Source organism: Deltaproteobacteria bacterium (genome assembly GCA_020848905.1).
Lineage (GTDB): Bacteria > Myxococcota_A > Polyangia.
Map to the genome: position 1 here is coordinate 128452 of JADLHG010000056.1, position 22423 is coordinate 150874.

At 72.2% G+C, this 22423-nt stretch carries 10 protein-coding genes; 4 read left to right on the forward strand and 6 right to left on the reverse strand.

The features are described from left to right. The first annotated feature begins 1 nt into the window (after position 1). Entirely contained in the window at positions 2-829 is an 828-nt protein-coding gene (gene kdsA / locus IT371_23995) for a 3-deoxy-8-phosphooctulonate synthase (protein ID MCC6750740.1), read from the forward strand. 4 nt (positions 830-833) lie between these two features. On the opposite strand, the gene IT371_24000 is transcribed toward kdsA, so the two are convergent. The 4 genes from IT371_24000 to IT371_24015 form a co-directional block, all read right to left on the reverse strand. After that, complete coding sequence (locus tag IT371_24000; protein ID MCC6750741.1) at positions 834-1130, reverse strand: twin-arginine translocase TatA/TatE family subunit; 297 nt, start codon at positions 1128-1130, stop codon at positions 834-836. Between the two features lie 119 nt (positions 1131-1249). Further along, complete coding sequence (gene lon, locus IT371_24005; GenBank protein ID MCC6750742.1) at positions 1250-3652, reverse strand: endopeptidase La; 2403 nt, start codon at positions 3650-3652, stop codon at positions 1250-1252. A gap of 222 nt (positions 3653-3874) precedes the next feature. Further along, positions 3875-5704, reverse strand: a complete 1830-nt coding sequence (locus tag IT371_24010; GenBank protein MCC6750743.1) for a bifunctional metallophosphatase/5'-nucleotidase — start codon at positions 5702-5704, stop codon at positions 3875-3877. 26 nt (positions 5705-5730) lie between these two features. Further along, positions 5731-7362: a hypothetical protein gene (locus tag IT371_24015; protein MCC6750744.1), complete on the reverse strand. Its 1632-nt coding sequence runs from the start codon at positions 7360-7362 to the stop codon at positions 5731-5733. Positions 7363-7809: 447 nt separating this feature from the next. On the opposite strand from IT371_24015, the gene IT371_24020 reads away from it, so the two are divergent. After that, complete coding sequence (locus tag IT371_24020; GenBank protein ID MCC6750745.1) at positions 7810-8796, forward strand: tetratricopeptide repeat protein; 987 nt, start codon at positions 7810-7812, stop codon at positions 8794-8796. 67 nt (positions 8797-8863) lie between these two features. Here the strand turns inward: IT371_24020 and IT371_24025 are convergent, their stop codons facing one another. Beyond that, positions 8864-19276 carry a hypothetical protein gene (locus IT371_24025; GenBank protein MCC6750746.1) on the reverse strand — a complete coding sequence of 3471 codons (10413 nt, stop codon included), beginning with the start codon at positions 19274-19276 and terminating at the stop codon, positions 8864-8866. Positions 19277-19436: 160 nt separating this feature from the next. Between IT371_24025 and IT371_24030 the strand changes: the two genes are divergently transcribed. Beyond that, complete coding sequence (locus IT371_24030) at positions 19437-19889, forward strand: hypothetical protein (protein ID MCC6750747.1); 453 nt, start codon at positions 19437-19439, stop codon at positions 19887-19889. Positions 19890-19963: 74 nt separating this feature from the next. Further along, positions 19964-20680, forward strand: coding sequence for a hypothetical protein (locus tag IT371_24035; GenBank protein ID MCC6750748.1), 717 nt, complete (start codon positions 19964-19966; stop codon positions 20678-20680). A 4-nt stretch (positions 20681-20684) separates the two neighbouring features. Here the strand turns inward: IT371_24035 and IT371_24040 are convergent, their stop codons facing one another. Continuing rightward, entirely contained in the window at positions 20685-22394 is a 1710-nt protein-coding gene (locus IT371_24040) for a SurA N-terminal domain-containing protein (GenBank protein MCC6750749.1), read from the reverse strand. Positions 22395-22423 lie beyond the last annotated feature (29 nt).

Consider the following 22423-nt stretch of genomic DNA (forward strand, 5'->3'; position numbering starts at 1 on the left):
GGTGCAGATCGGTGGGGTTCGCCTGGGACGCGGTGCGCCCCTCGCGCTCATCGCGGGGCCGTGCGTCGTCGAGGACGAGGCCACCCTCTTCGCCGCGGCAGAGGCCCTGGCGAGCCTTCGCGATGCGCACGGGCTCGCCGTGATCTTCAAGAGCTCCTACGAGAAGGACAACCGTACCTCGGCCTCCGCCTACCGCGGGCCCGGACTCGCGGCGGGCCTTTCGCTGCTCCGAGCGGTGCGCGAGCGCTTCGGTCTGCCGGTGCTCGCCGACGTGCACCGGGCCGAGGACGTCGCCTCGGCCGCGGAGGCGCTGGATGCGGTCCAGGTGCCGGCGCTCCTTTCGCGGCAGACGAGCTTCCTCGAGACGGTGGCGGCGTGCGGTCGCCCCGTGGTGCTGAAGAAGGGGCAGTTCCTCTCGGCGCGCGGCGTGGCGGGGGCGCTCGAGAAGCTGCGCGGGGCGGGGGCGCGAGAGGTGCTGGTGGTCGAGCGCGGGAGCTGCTTCGGCTACGACCGCCTGGTGGTGGACTTCGGGGCCCTCGACGAGCTGCGCGGTCTTGGCTGCCCCGTCGCGCTGGACGCGGGGCACCCGGCTCCGAAGAGGGATAGCATCCCGACGCTGGCCCGGGCTGGCGTCGCGGCGGGTGTCGACGCGCTCTTCGTCGAGTGCCACCCGGACCCGGGGCGCGCGCTCTGCGACGGGGAACGGATGCTGTCCCTTCACGTGCTGGCGGAGGAGCTTCCGGTCTGGTTGCGCGTCGCGGCGGTGGTGCGGGGGGGCGGGGCTTCGGTGGGGAGCGGGGCCTTGGCGGGGAGCAGCTCGCTACCGTGACTGCTCAGCTCTTGCGGTCGTTCTTGCGCTCGGCGGGCTCGACGTCCGCGTCCTCGATCTCACCGCGCCGCTTGCTGTCCAGCTCGCCCGCCTTCTTCGACGGGAGCGCGTCGTCGGCGCTCGCCTGACGGAAGCTCCGCATCGTGTCGCCCAGGGCCTTGCCGAGCTGCGGCAGGCGCGAGGCACCGAAGAGCAGCACCACGATCGCCAGGATGATGAGGAGCTCGGTGGGACCGAGGCTGCAGCCGGAGGCGCCGAGCGTCAGCGCGAGGAGGCCATACCGCGAGAGGAGCTTCGTCATGGTTCGCCTCGAGGGAATGCGCGATTCGACGCGCCGTGCCGCGTAGTATGCACGACGGCCCCGAGGGCGGCAAGGCGTGGAAACGTTTGGGTCGTAGCGGTTTGCGGGAGCTATGGCTTTTACATGGCCGAGTGGGCCGAGGTATCGGGTACCGGCGCCGGCATCGGGCTGCGTCGCCGACGCGGGTTGGGCTGCGCTGCGGTGAGCGCGATCTCCATCGCCTCCTGGATCGTGGAGACGTAGACCAGCTCCATCTCCGTGAGCACCTCGGCGGGGATGTCGACCGCGTCCTTGCGATTCCGGTCGGGGAGGAGCACGCGTCGGATGCCGCCGCGGTGGGCGGCGAGGACCTTCTCCTTGATCCCACCGACGGGCATGATCGTGCCGCGAAGCGAGATCTCCCCGGTCATCGCCAGATCGTCGCGCACCGGGCGGTCGGAGAGGAGCGACACGAGCGCAGTGACCATCGTCAGGCCGGCCGAGGGACCGTCCTTGCGCACGGCCCCCGCAGGGACGTGCAGGTGCAGGTCGCAGCTCGCCAGGAAGTCGGGCTCCAGGCCGAGCTGGGTGGCCCGCGAGCGCGCGAAGGTCAGGGCGGCCTGCGCCGACTCCTGCATCACCTCGCCCAGGTGACCGGTGAGGATGAGCCGCCCCTTGCCGGGCATGTCAGTGGCCTCGATGAACATCAGCTCGCCGCCCACCGGGGTCCACGCGAGGCCGGTGGCGACCCCCGGTAGCTCGGTGCGCTCGGCGATCTCCGGGTAGAAGCGCTGCGGGCCCAGGATCCCCTCCACCTCTCCGCCGTGGATCTCGCCCGTCGTCGGTTCTCCGGCGGCGAGCTTGACGGCCACGCTCCGGCACACGGAGGCCAGCTCGCGCTCCAGGTTGCGGACGCCGGCCTCTCGCGTGTAGCTGTCGATCACCTCCGTGACCGCGGCGTCGTCGATCCGGAACTGCTCGTCCGTCAACCCGTGCTCCGTGACCTGCTTCGGCAGCAGATGACGTCGCGCGATGTGCAGCTTCTCGGAGCGCGTGTACCCGGGGAGCTCGAGGATCTCGAGGCGATCCTTGAGCGCGGGCGGTATGGGGTCGATCTGGTTCGCCGTGGCGAAAAAGAGCACCTGCGACAGATCGAAGGGGACCTCGAGGAAGTGGTCGCTGAAGGTCGCGTTCTGCTCCGGGTCCAGCACCTCGAGGAGCGCAGCGGCCGGGTCGCCACGGAAGTCGGCCCCGATCTTGTCGATCTCATCCAGCACGAAGACGGGGTTGCGGGTGCCGGCGCGGCGCATGCTCTGGATGATGCGGCCGGGCAGCGCGCCCACGTAGGTGCGCCGGTGTCCGCGGATCTCGGCCTCGTCGCGGACTCCGCCGAGCGAGGCGCGGACGTACTTCCGGCCGAGCGCGCGGGCCACGCTTCGCCCCGTCGAGGTCTTGCCCACACCCGGGGGGCCGATCAGGCACAGGATGGGTCCCTTCTTGTCCGGCTTGAGCTTGCGGACCGCCAGGTACTCGACGATGCGCTTCTTCACCTTGTCTAGGCCGTAGTGGTCCTCGTCCAAGACCTGCCGCGCGTGGTCGAGGTTGAGGTAGTCCTCGGTCAGCTTGTTCCAGGGGAGCTCTACGAGCCACTCGAGGTAGGTTCGCGTGACGGTGTACTCGGGGGATTGCGGCGGGATCTGTCGCAGGCGGAGGATCTGCTTGCGCGCGACCTCTTCCACGTCGGCCGGCATGGCGGCCTCTTCGATGCGCTCCTCGAACTCGCCCGCGGCGTCGTCCTCGTCCGAGTCGCCGAGCTCCTCCTGGATCGCGCGCAGGCGCTGCCGGAGCATCGCCTCCCTCTGGTGGCGGCCCATTTCGGAGCGTACGTGCGAGTCGATCTGCTCCTTCACGCGATGCGTTTCGAGCGCGCGCTGGAGCCGCGTCAGCACCTCCTGTAGCCGGGCTACCACGTCGTGCAACTTGAGCAGCTCGATCTTCTCGGGGATCGAGGCCTCGAGGTTGGACGCTGCCACGTCGGCCAGGCGGCCCGGCTCGCGGAGCTGGTCCAGCATCGCCGCGGCCTCGTCAGGGATGTCCGGAGAGACAGAGACGAGCTGCTTCGCCATGTCGCGCACGGCGAGGGCCAGGCCTTGCGCCTCGACGTCCCGCTCGCCCGTCTCCACGACCTCACGGAAGTAGCCGTAGAGCGCGTCCTCTCCCTCCTCGAGCTCGACGAGCTCGAGGCGGCGCAGGCCACGAGCCACGACGGTGGCCCGGCCGGGGGAGGCCTTCATCACCCGAAGAACCTCTCCCTCCACGCCGCTCGGGTAGACGTCCATCGTGCCCGGGTCGTCCAGCTCGGGCACCGTCTGCGTCACGAACGCGATGCGCTCGTTCGGCGTGCTGGCTGCGCGCTCGGCTGCGGACAGAGAGCGCGGGCGGCCCACGTCGATGGGTTGGACCACTCCCGGGAAAAGCACGGTGTTGCGCAGCGGGATCACCGCCAGCCGGACCAACCCCTCGTGTCTGTTTCGCTCAGTCATCTTTGCCACGCAGCCTCCGGGCGCCCCTCGGTCCCGCTCGATCCGCGGGGGAGGCGCCCAAATCGATCACTATTTCGGAGACCTAAGCGTCGGCCACCCCATCCATGCAGGCCGCGGGCGCCGAAAAGGAATCCACCTACGCAAGTTAGCCACTTGCCCGCCCAAGTCAACATCGTGTGCCACCCGGGCCCCGGCCCGGTGGGTCCTCCCCCGTGCCACCGGCTACCGGCAGACATGCCGAGCGCGGGGGCCGAGGTCGCTGCAAGGACCGTCCTCCACTCTTATCGGCGGATCCGCGGCATTCACCAGGGGGGAATGCGCCGGATTGAGGGGGCCTCGCTGCCGGCGCAGGTAGGCCGCGATCTCGTCCCGGATGAGGCGAGAGGCGTGGATGCGCTTGCGGTGGGCTGGAATGGCGTCGAAGACGGCCCCTAGCCCGTCTCCCCCGGTGATCATGAAATCGCTGAGCGCGACGAGGTAGAGCTTTCCACGATCCAGGGGGCGGCCGGCCTCGTCGGTCAACGAGACGAGCTCGCTCGGCGCGCCGCAGCGCAGACGTACCTTGAGGCCCGCGGTCTGGATCAGCCCCGCGTAGGGGCGGCCCAGGTTGACCCGGTAGAGGGCGTGCAGCTCTTCCGCGGTCATCCAGGCCGTGGCCAGCCGGTTGTCGAAGGGGAAGACCTCGAAGAGGCGGGCGAAGGTGATCGGGCCGGCGGGAAGCTCCACGCGAATTCCGCCCGCGTTGACCATGCCGAAGTGTGCCCCGTGCACGCTTCTCCGCAGCACGTCGGCGAAGAAAAGCCCGAGCTCCGACGGGCCGGCGCGGTCGTGGCGAAGCGGCCGCGCGGCCTGGGCCAGGACCTCGCGCTCGCGCCCCGCGACCTTGCCACGGAAGCGCTCCACGATCTGGCGGGCTGCGGCGGCGGGGCCCGCGTGTCGCGCGAGGAGCGGGCTGCGCACGAGCGGCGCGGTCGGCGGACCGCGACGACGGAAGCCCTCGCAGTCGGCGCTGTCGGCGAAGACCTCCGGACAGACGGGCTGGGGGGGGAGGACGCGGCTCGCGGCGCGGTCCACGCCGTGACCGGGATGCACGACGAGTTCGATGCGGCCGACGGCCATGCTGCGGCTGCAGGCCTCCGTGACGAGCACCCCCCGGTGGCGTCGCCAGATGCACTGGTGCGCGTGCCCTGCGATCGCCACGTCCAGCTCGCCGGGGCCGAGCGCGTCGATGAGCTCGAAGAGTTCTCCGCCGCACGCGCCGCTTCCGTTGAAGCCGCAGGCGCCTTCGACGTGAGCCAGTAGCACCATCACCTCGGCCCCTGCCTCGCGGAGTTTGCGAGCCTCGGCGCGAAAGCGCGCGAGCAGCGGGGCAAAGCGGAGGTGACGGACGTTCTCGGGCATCGTGGTGAGGGGGGTCTGCAGGGTCGTCAGTCCGACGACGCCGATGCGCACGCCCCCCCGACGCAGAAGCATCGATGGCCTGACGTTGCGCCAGGAGACGGGGCGCCCGGCGGCGTCGAGCACGTTGGCGGTGAGGAGCGGAAAGGGGAGGCGTGCGGCGAGCGCCTTCAGCGCGCCCACCGGATCCTGTCCCGGCCCCGCCGTCACGGCGGGACCGACGGGGCCGAAGTCGAATTCGTGGTTGCCCACGACCGCGGCATCGACGCCCAGCCGCTCGTAGAGCTCGGCCACGGGCGCACCTTCGAAGGTGTTGGAAAGGAGGCTCCCCTGCATGAAGTCACCCGCGTCGAGGAGGACCGTGCCGCCCGGATTTCCGCGGCGGAGCTCGGCCACCGTCGCGGCGAGCGCCTCGGCGCCGCCGACCCGGAAGACGCGCGCGGGCTTCTCCTCGCTCAGCAGAGGCAGCGGATCGAGCTGCCCGTGGAAGTCGTTGATCGACAGGAAGGTCAGGCGAAGCGGCGGGGGGAGGCGCGGAGAGGCGCGGTCCGTGGGGGCTGGGGGTCTGCACGCCAAGAGGGCGATGGCGAGGAGGGGAGGGAAGGTGAGCCCGCGGTACGACGAGGACGGGCGCAGGAGGGTGCGCAGGGTCATGGCGATCGGTCGTTCGTGCAGCCGGTTCAGAACATACAGAAGATGATCTGGACGCACTGGGCCTGATTCATCGCGTTCACGGCGCATTGGCGCTGCGAGGCGGACCTGCTCTGGCAGAGTGTCACGCACGCTCCGTACTGATTTGCCGGGACGAGCCGACAGGTGTTCACGAGATAACTACAGATCGACGAGCACTGCACCGTCGGTGGCGGTGGAGGAGGAGGTGGTGGTGGTGGAGGTGGTGGTGGCGGCGGCGTGAGACCCACCACGACGACGCGTGGCCCCGTCACGTTGTTGGACTCGTTCGTCTCGCTGACCGCGTTCAGCGCGTCGACCTGCGCGTAGGATCGATACGTTCCGGGCGGCGTCCCCGTGCGCGCGAGATTGCGGTTGACGCACGCGCCGCGTTGCAGCGACGGGATGCTGGTGAGCTGGTCCCCGGTGTCGCCCGCCATGGGTGGCAGCTGCCGGTCGTAGTACAGGTGGAGGTCCGAGGCGGGAGCGGTCCCGGTGCCGACGTTGCACACCTGGACCTGATAGACGACGGCGCTCGCCCCGGCGGTCGAGGCGAAGAGGCTCGTGATGGTGAGGTCTGCGCCTTGACCCGCGCCCACCGTGACCGACTGCGGTCCGGACAGGTTATTGCCCTCGTTCGACTCCACGACGCGGTTCAGCGGGTCGACGCGGCCCCAGGAGGCATAGGTCCCGGGCGGTGTCCCGAACCGATAGAGCTGATGCGTGCTGCAGGCGCCGGGGGGGAGCGCGCCGACCGGGGCGTACTGGTCGCCCCACTGCCCATCGGGTGGCGGCGAGGACCGGTTGTAGTAGACGTGCACCTGGCTGCTCGTCGCGGGGAGCGTGCCCTGGTTGCAGACCGTGAGCCGGTAGCGGATCGTTCCGGCGTTGCCACCTCCGGGCTGCACCGTGGCGTCGAACTGCCGGATCACGAGGTCCGGTCCCTGATTGGGACCCGAGACGAGGACCTTCACCGGACCGCCCACGTTGTTCGACTCGTTGGTCTCGGGCACGGTGTTGTCGGCGTCGGCCAGGGCCCAGGAGACGTAGGCCCCGGGGGGCGTGTTCGCGCGCTGCATCGTCACGCCGGTGCACGACCCCGGACCGAGCGGACCGACGTAGCTGTACTGGTCGCCGAACTGCTTCACGACGGGCGCCGAGCTGCGGTTGTAGTAGAGATCGACGTAGAAGCCGCGGACCGGCCCCGGGCCCAGGTTGCAGACCTTGAGCTCGTAGAGCACGGTGGTCCCGGTCGTCTGGGCGTACATGCCCATGATCGCCACGTCGCCAGGGAGCGTGCCGTCGGGGGGCCGAGAGAGATCGCGGCGCGGCGCCCCGTCGGCGAACGGACCCGCGTCGCGCGGACGCGGGCCGTCGCTCGGGCGGCTCCCGTCGTGCCGCACCAGGTAGTCCGGCCAGAGAAGGCCGTCGGGCCAGGGTCGCAGCCCGTCGGCGGGGCTCGCTCCATCGAGTCTCGGACGCGCGCCGTCGACGAATGGGCGTCCGTCTCGCGGGGGCCGCCCGTCTCCGCCGGGCCCGCTGTCTTGCTGGGTGAAGCCGTCGCTCCACGCCGTTGCGTCGCCCCCCCCGTCGGCGCCGCCGAGGGGCGCGGTGCGACCGCAGGCTACGACCTGAGTGGCCACCAGCAATAACGCGAGGCGGGGGGACCCTGAGGACGCTGGACCGCGCATGTGGGGTGCTCCGGACGATGAGGGGAGGCGACTCGTCATGCAGAAAACTGCGATAGGATACCACGGAGGGGTCTGCTTCACCATTTGACCCCCGTCGAAAGCGGGGCAGGCGTCGCGTGCCGGCTCAACCATTTGGAGCGGCCTGCGGCCTCACGTAGAATCCATCGAATGCCGTCGTTCACCTGTCGCGCGTGCGGACATGTCGCCGCCGCGGTTGCCGCGCCCCGGAGTTGCCCGCGGTGCCATCGTGCCGCCACGGAAGCCTATGGCTCCAGGGGTGCCGTGCCGCCTCCTCCACCACCTCCGCCGGGGTCCATGAGCGGGAGCGGGCAGCGCGCCGCTTCGAGGTCCAGGCTCCTGACGGGACCCCTGCCGCTGCGAGCTCTCTCGACCGAGGAAGTGGAGGACTGGGACATCCTGGGCGGGGGGCCGCCGCCGCTTCGTCCGAGCTCGACCCTCGAGCTCGACGATGGGGACGTCGCCGAGCAGCGAGAGGCTGGCTCACCGCCGCCGCCACCACCACCTCGCCGCGTCGAGGTCTCGGGCGCGGGCCCCCTGCCGCGCTCTCCGGCGGGCGAGTCGGGAGTCAGACCGCTCCCCGGGCGGGTCGCGTATCCGATCGACCACAGCGCGGAGCCCTCGGCGCCGTCGACCCTGCCGCGTGAGGTGGACGAACTCGCCGTGGCGGGAGAGCCCCCGTCGCCGCCGCGCAAGGTGCGACCGCTCACCTCGCAGACCGCCAGCCTCGATTACGCGAGGAAGGCGACGCGCACCAGACGCTGGCCGGCGGTGGCGGCCGTGATGGCGGCGCTCGCGGGGGGCGCGGGCCTCTTCTTTCTGCTGGGACACCGCGGTTCGCCCGAAGGGTCGCGGGGCGCGCTGGAGGTTCCGGACGCGCGGAGCGTTGCGGTGCACGTCGTGGACGCCCGACCGACCCCGCCGCCCGACGCGGCGCCGCCGGTGGATGGGCCGGCGCTCGGGACCGACGCGTCACCGCAGCCGAGGCCGGCCGTGCGCTCCGACGGGGGTGTTCCGGATGGAGTGATCCAGACGGCCGATGCGGCGTCCCCCGACCGCGGCGCTCCGCGTCCCCGGGCGCGGCCCGCTGCCTCCGTCTCTCCCGAGCGGGCGGCCGGCGCGCGGCGTCTGTACGAGGAGGGGCTGCAACAGCTCCTCCAGGGTCGCGCGGAGGAGGCGGTCGGGATGTTCCGAGCGGCGCTGGCGTCGGACCCGGGCCAGACGGTGGCCTTTCGCGGTCTCGGCCTGGCGTACGAGCGGCTCGGCAAGCCGGCGGAGGCGCGCGCCGCGTACGGCCGCTACTTGCGTCGCGTCCCCCGCGCCGACGACGCGGCGGCGATCCGGCAGCGGATCGAGCGCCTGAAGTAGACGGGGCCACCTTCGGCGCGCTCCGCCCTCGTCGCCATCGCCGCATCTGGGGCGCCGGGCCAGGACCTCAGCGGGATCTGAGTTCGTCCACCAGCTCCGCGAGCCCCGGTGCCTTCGGCCGGTCCCGCAGGACGAGCGGTGCGGCCTGCCGGAGGCGTCCGCTCTCGTCGGACTTCCGAATCAGCGACGCCACGAGGCCGACGGGCGCTCCGCGTCCGACGGTGCTCGCCAGGTCGACCAACGCGGGCTCCGTCAGCTCGGGCTCGCTCAGGGCGTGCCGCAACAAGGAGGTCGCGGTCTCCAGGTCCTGCCGCGCGAGGAGGGCCGCGGCCGCGAGGCGCACGTGCCGCAGGTCCGGCGCCCCCATCGTTCCCCCGACGGCGGCGGAGAGGTCGTCGCCCATCTGCGCGACGGAGTCCACGTCGCCGAGCTGCCAGTAGTAGTCGATCAGGCGCCAGAGCGTGGGCGCGTGCTGGGGTGCGATGTCGTAGGCCTTGAGCAAGCAGTCCACGGCCTCCTCTTCGTTGCCCAGGCGTGAGGCGAGGATGGAGGCGCGGTGGTGCAAGAGACTCGCGCGCACGAGCGGGTCGCCGGTGCGAAAGATCATCTGCTGAAGGAGTTCGGCGCTCGCGTCGTGCTCGCCGAGCTCTTCGTACGCGGTCAGCAGGAGCTGCATGGCCTTGAGGCGGCGGGAGTCCAGCACCAGCACGGCCTCCAGATATTCGCGCGCGCGGTGGCTGTCACCGGTGCGCAGGAAGAGCTCGCCGAGCTGCTCGCGGATCTCGGTCAGCTCCTCGATCTCGTCGACGGAGACGAGCCGCAACAAGCTGGAAAGCGCCTCGATTGCGGTGCGAGTGTCGTCCCGGAAGAGCGCTAGCCGCGCGCGTCCTTCGAGCGCGGGCCGCGACGACGGGTTCTCGATCACCGCCTGGGCATAGTGCGTCTCGGCGCTCCCTTCGTCTCCAATCGCCTCGCAGATCACGCCCCGCCGGAAGGAGAAGTCCTCCACCGCAGCGGCGCCCCCGAGCTGCGCCAGCCGATCGTAGGCCTCGCGGGCGCGCGGCCAGTCTTGGTGCCGGTAGGCGGCGTCGGCCCAGGTTTCGATCGTGGCGCGATGTTGCGGCGCCGCGGCGGCGGCCTCGGCGTAGGTAGCGAGCGCGTCGGTGGGACGGCGAAGGCGCTCCTCCAGCAGACGTCCGAGCGAGATCAGGAGCTCCGCGCGACCGAGGCCATCGCGCATGGTGGTGGCCTGGCTCCGCAGCGCGTCGGCCGCCCCCTCCCAGTCGCTTGCGTCGAGGAGCTCGCGGATGGCGAGCTCGCCGAGAGCCGGGATCATCGTCACACTCGTTGGGGTGGCGTTGCCGGCCGGTGCAGGCGGGTCGAGCGCCAGGTGACCGAGAGGCGCGGTGACGCGCACCGGTGTGGCGCGGCGCAGCGCCGGGGGGCCGCTCTCGATGGCCAGGTCGAGGAGTCGCGCCGCCGCGACGTGCGCCGTCTCGTCGTCTCCGCTGCTCAAGCGCCGAAAGAGGTGTCGCGCTTCGTCGGCCCACCCGGCGCTCTGGTGGTCGAGCGCGGCCCTGAGGAGCAGCTCTCGCCGCTCCTTGACCGACGTGGCACCTACCGAGAGCTCCTGGGCCAGGCGCCCGGCCTCGCCGTGGCGGCCCGCCCCTTCGAGCAGCGGCAGGAGGGCCAGTCCCGACTCGCGGTCGCCCCCGTCGTCGGCCACGGCGTCGAGCAGGGCATCGATCGCCGCGCCGGGCTCGTCGAGCTGCCGCGCGAGGACGTAGCCGAGCTCGCGCTTCAAGGAGACGCGCCGCGCAGGGTCCTCGGTCAGGCGTATCTCCGTCCGCAGCAGCGCGGCATGGCGCGGCCAGGCGCCGCGTTCGCGGCATAGCTCGCGCAGGGCGCTCAGCGCGGGGAGGTGTTCGGGCGCGCTCGCGAGCGCCAGCTCGTACTGGGCCGCGGCGTCGTCGAGCTGGCCGAGCTGCACGTGCACCTGCGCGAGTTGCGTCAACCACGCCGCGCGCTCGGCGGGCTCGACGGTCGTCGCCACGAGGGCCGAGAGGGACACACGAAGCTTCTCCCACGCCTCTCCCCGCACGTAGTGGGAGACCAGCGCCCTGTGCGCATGGACCATCAGCGGGTCCAGCGCGACCGCCTGTTCGTAGCGTCCCAGGGCCTCCTCAGGCAGCCCGAGGCTCTCGAGCGCCTGTCCCGCCCGGAAGGCGCAGGCGGCCGCTTTCCGAGAGTCGCCCAGGTGGTCCGCGGCCTCCTGCAGGTGCGGCACGGCGTCGGCCAGGCGTCCTTCTAGGACGAAACACTGTCCGAGGGCGGCGTGGGCCTCGTGCAGCGTTGGGTCCAGTTCGAGTGCGTGACCGTAATCGGCGATCGCGCCCTCGGCCTGTCCGATGCGGAGCTTCACGCGAGCGCGCCGGGCGAAAAGCCGGGCGTGGTGGCTCGGGTCCACGCGAGCGAGCGATTCCTCCAGCACCGCGAGGGAGCTCTCGGCGGCGTCGCTGCGCAGGAAGAGCTCCTCGGCGCGTAAAGCCCACGGCAAGTGAGGGGTGGGTTGCTCGCGGAAGGCCGCGAGATACGCCTCGGCGGCGCCGCGGAGATCTCGGAGCCGGTGTTCGCGGAGCTGGCCGAGCTCCTCCCAGAGCGGGGGGCGCCGTGCGCTCGGGAGGGTGGTCACCCGCTGTTCCAGCACCAGGGCGAGCTCCTCGTAGGCCTGTTGCTCGCGGAGGAGGGCTACGAGACGTTCGAAGGGGCCGTTCTCGGTCGGCGCCCAGGTGCAGGCGGCGCGGAGCCAGCGCAGGCCAGGGGCGGGCTGGCTCAGATGGTCGAGATAGGCTCGTCCCAGCTGTTCGGCCAGCTCGGCCCGATGCGGGCCCTCTGCGGCGGGGCCCGCGAGGTGCGCCTCCAGGAGCTCCGCGGCGGCCGGCCACTGGGAGTGCCGCCCGAGGTGTTCGACCAGCGCGATGAGGGTCGCGCTCTCCTCGGGAGCAAGTGCCAGCGCCTGGCGCAGAGCGGCCTCGGCGCGTTCGGGCCGCCGTGCCTGCTCTTCGAGCGTCGCGAGCTCGAGGTACCGGGCGCGTTGCTCGGGTGGCCCGAGTCTGGCGAGCTGGCGCCAGAGAAGGTCCGCGAGCGGGCCCGGATCGCGACGCTGCCGGAGGAGGCTCTCGAGCGCGTCAGCGGCACGCGTGTCCTCGGGGCGGAGCGCGAGGATGCGCTGGTAGACCTCGATGCAGCGGGGGTGCTGCTCGGGGAGCAGGCCGAGAGCCGCGCCGGCCTGCCGCAGGTGGTTGACCGTCTCGTCGTCCGTTCCGTCGCCGGCCAGCGCGAGGTGCGCTTCGGCGACGGCGAGGTAGTCCCCCGTGCGGAGGCCGACGTCGCGGAGGACGCGAAGCGCCCTCGGATGGACCGGGGAGTGCGCGAGGGCCTCGAGGGCCCGCGCGCGGGCCTCGGGGACGCGTTCGGCGGTGAGCTCGAGCTGGGCGAGGTGGGCCGCGTGCTCCGCGCGTTCCGTCGGGTCGAGGAGCGAACCCGCCGCGCAGCGGTCGAGGAGCTGTCGCGCTTCCGGGAGTTCGGCGCGCTCCAGCGCGTGGCGGAGGAGCGGGACCAGGAGGTCCGTTCGGTCGGGGCGAAGCTGGAAGAGCCGCCGCCGGGCACCTGCTGCGTGGTCAGCTTCGTGGCCCGCCTCGTAGAGAGCGACGAGCTCCTCGAGGAGCGCCGGCTGCGCCTCCGGGGGGCCGTGGTCGAACGCGCCTTCCAGAAGGGCCGCGAGTCCTCTGCGCTCGCCCGTGCGACGCAGGGCCTCACCGACAGCCGCCGTGACCTCCGCCGAGGTCGGGCGCGCGTCCACGGCTTGTCGGAGCGCGTGACGGCACCGGTCGTCGGCGCCGGCGGCCTCGAAGGCTTCCGCCTGTCGGAGCCATGCGCGCGCGGCCTCGTCGGCGGCGCCTCGTGCGAGGGCGAGGGCCGCGAGCTCGCCGTGCAGCTCGGCTGCCTTGGCGCTGTCCCCGAGGGTTCGAAGGAGCTCGGCGAGGTGCGAGGTGGTCTCGCTGGACGGAGCTATCAGACGCAGCCGCTCGTAGGCGTCGATTGCGACCTCGGTTCGATCGTGCGTCTCGGCCAGTGCGGCCAGTCGAACGAGCTCGCCCTCCCGGGCCAGGCCCGCGTGGGCGAGCGCCTGAAGGCTGCTCAGCGTCTCCTCGGGCTCGCCGATCGCCACGAGCTGTCGCAACGCTTCGGCCCACGTCTCGCCCCCGCCGAGCTCGCGGGCGGCGTCGAGGAACGCGCTGCGCGCCCCGTCGAGGTCCGCCAGGCGGTCGCGGAGGATCGTCGCACGCTGTAGCGAGAGCTGGCCCCGGAGGGTCGTGGCGTCCAGGGGCTCCAGGTCGTGAAGACGAGCAAGACAGTCCACCGCGTCGGCGTAGAGACCCGCCTCGAGAGAGAGGGCGAGGAGGCCGCGGAGGGCCGGCGCGTGACCCGAGTCGCGGGCAAGGAGCGCGCGATAGGCCGCCCGCGCGGCCGGGACATCGTCGAGAGGGCCCGCGCAGAGCTGGGCAAGTTCCAGGCGCGCGGCCGGCTCGCGCTCGGCGAGGGCTTCAAGGGAGGCGCGCAGTCCGTCGAGGTTCTCCGCCTCGCGGTAGGCCTCGATCAGGCGGTGCGAGACCAGCGGATCGTCGGGCTTGAGCCGCGCGAGTTGTTGCAGGTAGCGCCCCTGGGCGGCCGCATCGCCGCGTCGTCGTGCTAGGCCGCACGCCCGGGCGAGGGCTCGTTCGCCGTGCGCGGGGTGCTCCGCCAGCCGGGTTAACGTCTCCTCCGCTCCCTCCAGAGCCGCGAGCGTCTGCTGGAGCTCTGCCACCTCCCAGAGCCGCTGCGGGTCGTCGCTGAGTTTCTCCGCCCGGCGAGCCAGCGAGAGCGCCTCATCGCGACCGGCGGGGCGAGCCGCGAGGAGCCGTGCCGCGCGCAGGAGCGCGGCGGCGCGCACGGTTGCGGAACTGCCCACCTCTCCCTTCTGACAGAGGAGGCGCAGCAGCGCCGGCTCGTCGCCGTGTGCGTCGTACAGCTCGGCGAGCGCATCGAGCGCTTCCTCGCACGCCGGATCCTCTCGGAGCGCTCGCTCGAGCAATTCGGCAGCCTCGCGCCACGGAGTCCCGAGCGCCAGGTGCAGCCGCGCGGCCCGGCAGAGCAGCCGCGGCCCTTGCGTGGTTCCATGGAGCCCCGGGTCGGCCGCGCATTCCTCGAGGAGGGTCAGGGCCTGCGTCGTGGCGCCGGCGTTCGCCAACGACCGGGCGAGCTCCTCGGCGCGGTCGAGGGCGGTCGGCTGCGCGGCCAGCGCCTGCCGCGCGCAGCGCAAAGCGTCGTCGGCCCGGCCGGCGCGTTCGATCCAGGTCCGCGAGGCGATGGCCAGCCACTCGGCACGCTTCGCCGGACTCGCCTGCGAGTCGGCGTGGCGCTCCTGCGCCGCCGCAAGCGCCGCGTGGTCCCCGGTGGCGTCGAGCAGCCGCCAGGTGAGCGCTCGCAGCTCGTCGGAGGAACGACGCTCCACGGGCAGGTCCGAAAGCACGGCGAGGGCCTCGGCATGACGACGAGCCGCGGCGAGACGCTGCGCCAGGCGGACGAGTTCCTCGACGGTCGCGTCGCCATGGCGCAACGCCTCGAGCGCGTCGAGCTCCGCATCGGCCTGGAGGTCGCCCCGCAGCTCGAGGAGCGCGCGGGCCACGCGAGCTCTCGCCGCTGTGTCTCGGACCACGATCAGAGCCTGCGTCAGCACGGCGCGGGCGTCCCCCGCGTCGGCTCGCGACTGCAGGATCTCGGCGAGGCGCCGCCACGGCCCGTCTTCGAGCGGCCGCAGTGCGACCAGCGCTCGCAGGACGAGAAGCTCCGCCTCGAGCAGCCCGATCTCGCGGGTCCCGAGCCAGAGCGAGGCGAGCTGCTCGATGGCGGAGCCGCAGCGAGAGACGGCGGTCGCGACGACGGTGAGCCCCTCGTCCGCCGCGTCGGTGCGACAGAGTGCGCGCGCCAGTCGAATCGCGAGCGCCAGCTCCTCTGCCAGAGAGAGGTGCCGGCTCTCGAGCAGCGCCCAAAGACGTTGGAGCAGCGGGACGACCTCGCGCCACGCCTCGCGCTGTTCGAGGAGGTGCGATTGGATCTGCAGCGCGAACGGGTCGTCGGGACGGAGCTCAAGGAGGGCGCGACAGAGCGCCTCGGCGCGGGCCGGGTGCGCGAGCGGGCCCAAGGCGAGCCGGAGCAGCGACTCGAGCGCGACGCTCTCGAGCTGCGGGTGCCGCGCGTGCGCAAGCTGCCGCATGCGCTCGTAACGTTCCGCCGCCAGGCCCCAGCGCTCGCCCTCCTCGGCGAGCTCGGCCGCTGCACGCAGCAAGGGGACGGTGCTGCATCCCTCGCGCAGGGCGAGGTCGAGGCACTCCTCGGCCTCCTCGGCTCTCCCGAGGTCTCGCAACGCCTCGGCCCGCTCGAGCTCCCAGCGTGCGCGCCGCTCGAGGACGGACTCTCGCGCGGCGCGCCGGCCGATCCATTCGGGGAGGCTCTCGGCGGGGACGAGGTGCCGGACGGAGGCGAGTCCGAGGTCGAGCTCGCGGCTGTCGGCCGACGGCGCAGCGAAGAGCTGCTCGAGAGCGGCGAGGGCCCGTGGCCGATCCGCGAGCTCCGCCGCCAACTCCGCGACCTCGAGCCAGCGGCCGGCGGTGCCCGCGCGGTTCCCGGTCGGTCGGTTGCCCTCCTCCGCGGGGGCGGCCGCAAGCCGTTCGAGGAGGTTGAGGAGCTCCCGCCGGTGGCCGAGCTCGCGGGCCAGCGCCGTGGCTCCCCGGAGCGCTTCGAGACTCGTGGGCAAGACCTCCAGCACGTCGCGATAGGCTCGGTAGGCCTCCGCCGACTGGTCTGTGCGCTGCAGCAGTTGCGCGCGCCGTAGGCCGAAGTGGGCGGCCTCCTCCCGGCCAGCGGCGAGCCGTGCGCGATGGGCGAGGATCTCGAGCAGTTCTGCGTGGCGGTCGGTCGGGGCGAGGAGCTCGTCGAGGCGGGCCCAGGCCTCGCGGCGATCGGAGTTCGCGGCGAGCGCGCGACCCAGCTCCAGCTCCTCGGTGTCCGCGTCTCCTCCGTCCCGAGCGACCTCGGCGAGGCGCAGGTGCGCCTTCGCTAGCAGGGCGTGGCGGTCCTCGCGGCTCCCGCTCGTCTCGTCGCTGTGAAGGGCCTGGGCCAGACGTTCGTAGAGGTCGGCGGCGGCAGCGCGCGCGCCTCGCTCCCAGGTCTCGTCGGCGAAGAAGTGGAGGGCGGGGACGCACTGCGGGTCGCGGGCGAGAGCACCCGCCAGCGCCTCTCGTGCCTCGTCGCGCTCCCCGAGGCTGAGGAGGGTCTCGGCGCGACGAACCAGCAGGGCGCGTTGAACCGTCGGACGATGGGCCGCTGCCTCGACCTTGCGAGCGAGGACCTCGGTCAGGGCCACCCGGTCGTCGGTTCTGGTGAGCAGCGACTCGAGGGCGTCGAGCGACGGCCCGTGGTGCGGGGCGCGACCGAGCGCCGCGTAGAAGCAACGCGTGGCTTCCCCCGGCAACTCGGCGCGTCGCAGCCAGAGCTGGCCCGCCTCGTAGAGGCGCTGCGCCTGCGCCAGTGGGCTTGCGGGAGCCGCCGCAGAGCTCTCCGCCGCTCGGGCGGCTGCGGTGCCGTCGGACCGCGAGAGGTGTACCTCGACGATCCGATCCCAGACCGCCACGGTGGCGCTCTCGTCCTCGAGGCCCAGATCGAGGGCCCGCCGGTAGTAGCCGACGGCCTCGCGCGGGCGGGCCAGGGCGCGAGAGATCGCTCCGAGGCGCACGCAGAGGGCCGCCTGCGCCTGCGGCAGAGACGCGCCCTCCCCGAGAGCGAGGGCTTCGTCCAGCGCGGCCCGCGCCGCGGTCCAGGCCTCGAGCCGCTCGTAGAGGGTGCCCAGGCGCGCAAGCAACCAGGCCTCGGGTGGGCCCAGGGCGCGGGCCTCCTCGAGGGAAGCCACGGCCGCGGTGTGCGCCTCGCGGGCCTCCTCCAGGTCCGCCAGCTCCGCGAGGAGCGTGCGCCGGAGCGCAGCCTCTCCTTCGGCGGGTACCAGAGGCAACAGGCGACGCAGCGTCGACTCGAGCTCACCTGTCTCGCCCCGCTTGCGCCGCAGGTCGGCCAGGAGCAGGAGGGCCTCGCGCAGCGGGGCTCCCTCGGCGCGCGCGGAGACCCGCTCGAGGACGCCGAGCGCCGCCTCGTCGTGGTCGAGGCGCAGCTCCACCCGCCCCAGGCGAAGCCACCCCTCGGTGTCCTCGGCGCCGACGGGGCCTTCGAGCGCCCTGCGCCAGCTGCGCGCGGCGGCCTCCCATCCACCTCGGCGCTCCTCGACGAGCGCCAGGGCGCGAGCGGCCTCGTTCGCCGACGGCCCTCCCTCCTTGACGGCCCGTTCGAGCGCGGCGGCGGCGCGCTCTTCGTGGCCCTCCTGCCCGGCCAGCAGGAGGCCTTGGCGCAAGAGCAGCTGGGCGCGCGAGGCGCGATCGGATTCCACGGCGGCCGATCGCCCGAGGGCCTCGACGATGGCGGCCGTCTCCCCGCGTGCCTCGGCGACCTGCAGCGCCAGTCGCGCGGTTTCGCGGTCCGGCGGACCAAGTGCGAGGGCCGCGGCGACCTGTTCGGCTGCTGCTGCCAGGTTGCCGAGGGTCGCCGCGTAGAGGGTGGCGAGCTCCCGGTGCAGCGGCAGGCGCCCGGCGGGGTCGGGGACGAGGAGCAGGGCCTCCCCGAGCACCTCGGCCGCGGCCTCCGGTTGTCCGAGGGTCTCGAGGAGCGCGCCGATGCGTTTCAGCGCCGCGGGGTCTCGGGAGCCGAGCTCGCGCGCGTGAGTCAGGCGCGCGAGGGCTGCCGGGCGGTCGCCGAAGTGCCCCCAGATCGTCGCGACGCGGAGGTGCGTTCCCACCTGGCCGTCCACGTCTCCCCGCGCCGCCGACAGCGCGCAGAGGCGGTCCAGCACGTAGATGGCCTGCGCGGGATCGTCCGCTTCTAGGGCGGCGTCCGCGAGTCCGTTCAGCGCCGGTTCGCAACCGGGGTCGAGCTCCAGGGCGCGCTCGTAGTGCCCGCGCGCCGTGCCGGGCTCGCCGAGATGGATGCGATGGAGCTCGCCCAGGGCGAGGTGCAGGCCGAGCCGTTCCCCGTCGGTGGTGGCCAGGGCGAGCTGGCGCTGCCGGAGCTGGGCCAGCCGCGCCCATTCCCCGAGCTCCGCGTAGAGTCGCGAGAGGTGGGTCAAGGTCCGCCGGTGGTCCCGCTGCAGCGCGAGAGCCTTCTCGAAGTCCTCGCGAGCCGCCTCGGGGTCCACCTCGAGCAGCGTCGCGCCGGCCGCCGCCCACGCCAGCACCTCCTCCGTCCGATCGCGGTCCTTGCCGGCCGCCTCCGCGATGCGCCGATACGCGCGGGCGGAGGTCTCGGGGTCCCCCAGTCGGGCGGCGACGACGGCTTCGGCCAGCGACGCGAAGGGCACGTCTCCGAGATCTCGTCGACACTCCTCGACGAGCGCCAGCGTCTCCTCGTCGTAGGAGCTGTCGGTGACCATGAGCTGGAGGAGCCGCTCGTAGAGGAACGGGTGCCCCGGTGTCGACTCCAGGCGCTCGCGGTATCGGGCGACGGCCGCGGCGGGCGGGGTCTCGAGAAGCTCCGCTTCCAGCTCGCGGAAGAGCTCCTTCGCCTCGTCTACCAGATTCAGCCGCCGGATCCGCGTCGAGGTCCCGCCCGGCTTCCGCGCGGCCGGCTTCTCCGCGAAGGCATAGTCGAGCACCAGCGCGCCGGGGAGGAGCGCCACCTCCTCGAGGGCCACCCCCTCCGTCCTGGGCAGCCGCCAGCCAGCTCGCGGCAGGGTGTGCAGCAGCGTGGTGGCCAGCGGGTCGAAGAGGACCTCGGTGCAGCCCAGCAAGAACACCGTCGAGCTCTTGCGGGCGACGGCCGAGCGCGGCTGGGCGCCAGCCGCCTGAAGGAGCGCCGCCGCGAGGTGGGGGGCGGGCACGGGGAAGGCCTGAAAGACCCGCGCGTCGGAGAGACCGACGCGGAGCCATCGCCCTTCGGCGGGGTGCACCGTCCCGCGAAACAGGAACTCGGCGGCGTGCGAGCCCGCCACGACCTGCCCGGCGACCTCGAAGAGATTGGGTCGGAACTGGATCCGGACCTGGCGAAACCCGTACGCCGCGCGGTCGAGGCAGCCGCCGAGCCAGGATTGGAAGGGCTCCTCGGCGATGGTCAGGCGCGCCCGCCGCAGCTGGCAGCGACGGTGGCGGAAGCGTGACGCCCCCCCCGACAGGTCGAAGGGGAACCGGAGGTCCGGGATCTCGAGCTCGAGGCGCTCCACCTCCACCGGCGAGACGGTGCGTGGCTCGGCGAGGGTGACGAGGCCGCGACCCTCGCTGAGGCTGAGGCCGAACGTTACGGCCGGACGCGCCGAGCTCGGCGACGTCTCCGCTGAAGTCTCCAAGGCGGGCACGAAACCTGACACTATCACTGCGGCTCGGCGGGCGCGAGCGGGCGTCCGGCGGATTCCGAGAGGGAGCGGGGACAGTCCGGAGCGCCCACTTTGGGGTTTTCAGGCACGCGAAAGGCGCGTAGCATTCCCGCCGCTGACGAAGGAGACGGCAGTGAAAGATCTACGAACCATCGCTTCCGACCCCGAGAAGCGCAAGACACTGATCAAAGACTGCGTCGAGCTGCTGGACAGCGAGGTGAAGTCCAAGACGGGGCTGTCGGGGATCGCCGTCAAGACCGCTTACGGGCTCGTGAAGGCCATCAAGCCGGGGGTCGTGGAGGAGTCCTTCGACAACCTCCTCGACGACTTCACGGAGGTCCTTCAGAGCTACTTCCAGAAGTACCAGGAGGAAGGGAGCCGTGGGACGGTCGAGGCCTACCTCGCCGCCCGCTCGGCGGACGTGGCCGAGAGCCTCCTCGGGATCACCGACCGCCGGGCGGCGAAGTCCTCGAGCCGCACCATGGTGAAGGCCTACGAAAAGCTGCGGCCCAAGGGCAAGACCCACGTCGAGTCTGCGGTTCCGCGCATGGGGCGGATGATCGAGAAACACGCCGCGACGATGTAGTTCCTGCTCCCGCGCGGCGGCCCGCTCGCTCGAGGCGTGGCGGGGACCGCCAGGCCTTGTCATAGTTCCAGGGCATGGCCTATGTGGCGATCGTCGTCCTCCTCGCCGCTGCCCCCGTGCTGGGGGTGCTCGCTCTGCGCTCCGGGGGGGCGGCCCTACGCGCCGGACGCCTCCTGCGCACCCTCGGGGGAGCGCGGCGGGAGGGCTACGGCCGGCTCGGTGCCGGTCGCGTCGCGGTCATCGGCAGGATTCAGCCGATCGACCTCCTGACGGCCCCGGGGTCTCGCCGGTCCGCCGTGTACGTCGCCCACGCGCTGGATCAGTGGGAGGCGCGCGGAGCAGTCGTGGGGGCAGGGGGATCTTGGGTGCGCGTGGCCCAGCTCGAGGAGGCCGCGCCCTTCGAGCTCTCCGACGGTCAGCTCGCCTTCCTGGTCGACCCGACGGGGGCCGAGGTCGTAGCCCCCACCCGCGCCTTCTCCGAGATCCCCGACGGCGGGCCCCCGCTGCGGCACAGCGAGGGGGTGCTCGAACCGGGCCGCGAGGTGTTCGTGGCGGGCTGGTTACGCCACGAGGCGGGCGGCGAGCCCTCGGCGCTCTATCGCGGCGACACGGTTCGGCGCGTCCTGGCAGCCTCGCCCGACCAGCCGCTCTTCGTCACGCCCCTGGCAGGAGCCCGGTGCAGGCTCGCGCTCGTCCTGGCGCAGGGCGCGCTCGCCGGAGCGGTCGCCTGCGTGGGGCTCGGTCTGTCCCTCTACGGTGCGGCGAGGCTCTTGCGGGGACTGCTACCGTGACTAGCTAGCTAGCTTCGGTCGGGGCGAGGCTCTGGCAGGGGGTGTACGCGGGGGCAGGCGCGGCCGTCGCCCGGCGCTTGGCCCCCGGCTCCTCGGCTACCGGCGCCGACAGGATGGACGGGGTCACCTTGATCTCGTTCGCCTTGAGGGCGGCCGTGCAGACCTCGTGCACGTGGGTTCGGAGCATCCGTACGAACTTCTGGATCTGCACCTGCTCGGTCAGCTCGTCCTTCTTCTTGGTCCACTCGCCCATGTCGGGTTCCGTGCGGTCGTCGCAGGAGACGAGGTAGACCACGCGCCCGATCACGTACGGCTCGCTGGCCGTTTCTCCCTTCTTCAGCTTGAAGGCGGCGCTGCTCAGGGGCTCCGAGATCCCCACGCCCGGCACGAGGTGCTGCGCGCTGCGGTTGAACAGGGAGGTCTTGGCCAGCTTGAGGGGACTGCGGTCGGGTTTGGCCGCCTGGCTCGCTGGCGCGTCCTTTCCCTCCTTCGCCTCGGCCTCCGGCTTGGCGCCCTCGCTTCCCTCCTCCGGAGTGAAGAGATCTCCGAGCTTCTCCCCGGCCCGTGCGCGCTTGATGAACGCGGCGGCGGAGGTCTTGGCGAGCTGGAGGGCTGCGTCGTCCGTGGCCATCTGTCGCGCGATCTCGTCCTCCGCCTGCGCGGGGGTCAGGTCTCCCTGCCTCGTCCCCGCCACCTTCACGACGACGAAGGCGTCCTTCTCCTCGATGACTGACGAGAGGGATCCTTCCTTCAGTCCGGCGACCGCCTTGTCCACCGCCGGCCCGAGCCCCGTCGCGTCGACGTTCCGCCAGCCCAGGTAGCCGCCGGCTCCCTTGGTGTCCGGGTCCTCGGACTCCGTCTTCGCCACCTCCGTGAAGCTCGCGCCTCCCTGCAGCCGTTTCAGCGCCGCCTCGGCCTTGCGGCGCGCCTTCTCCTTGCCGCCTCCGCTCGCGCTCGTCTTCAGCACGAGGAGCTGCACCTGCTTCGGCAGCTTGACGTAGGCCGACTTGTTGGCCTCGTAGTGCTTCCGGATCTTGTCCTTGTTGGCGGCGGCGAAGGCCTTGACCGCCGCCTCATCCAGCGCCACCTGGCTCTTGAGGTCCGTCGGAGAGAAGCGCACGTAGGCCAGCTTGACCTGCGTGTTCTTGTGCATGAAGTCGGCCTTCACCTCCTCCTCCGACACCTTCACGCTCCCCCGCAGGTACCCGCGCATCTTGTCGGCCAGCAGCTCGCGCGTCTGGTGCTCCTTGAACTTCTTCACCGACACGCCCCAGTACCAGCGGGCGTACCGGGAGAAGCGGTCGTAGTCGAACTTGCCGTCCTCTCCCATCATGAGCGGGCGGGGCTGCCCGAGGGCCATGTACCTCCCCTTGAGGAGCATGTCCTCGATCTCCTTCGCGGGGATGCGGAGGCCCACCTTGAGCGCCTCCTCCGCCAGCAGCTCGCGCACGATGAGCTGGTCCATCACGATCCCGCGGAGCTGGACGAGCTGCGTTTCGTCCTGGACCTGCTGTTCTTTCAGCCCGGCCACGGCCATCGCGTAGGTGAAGTCGCTGGTGGAGAGGGTGTTTCCCGCCACCCGCGCCGCGTACGTCGTGCTGGTGGTGCAGCCGGCCGACTGCGGGCCGAAGTTCACCACGAAGACCGCGATGATGATGCCGAAGAAGATGTAGATGATGAAAGAACGCGAATGCTTCCGCATTTGATCGAGCATGACTCACTCCGTGCGTGCTACGGGGGCCT

Excerpts from the sequence above, each read along its gene's own strand:
- lon (MCC6750742.1), bottom strand. The coding sequence starts at position 3,652 with ATGACTGAGCGAAACAGACACGAGGGGTTGGTCCGGCTGGCGGTGATC.
- IT371_24010 (MCC6750743.1), bottom strand. The coding sequence starts at position 5,704 with ATGACCCTGCGCACCCTCCTGCGCCCGTCCTCGTCGTACCGCGGGCTC.
- IT371_24035 (MCC6750748.1), top strand. The coding sequence starts at position 19,964 with ATGGCCTATGTGGCGATCGTCGTCCTCCTCGCCGCTGCCCCCGTGCTG.
- IT371_24000 (MCC6750741.1), bottom strand. The coding sequence starts at position 1,130 with ATGACGAAGCTCCTCTCGCGGTATGGCCTCCTCGCGCTGACGCTCGGC.
- IT371_24040 (MCC6750749.1), bottom strand. The coding sequence starts at position 22,394 with ATGCTCGATCAAATGCGGAAGCATTCGCGTTCTTTCATCATCTACATC.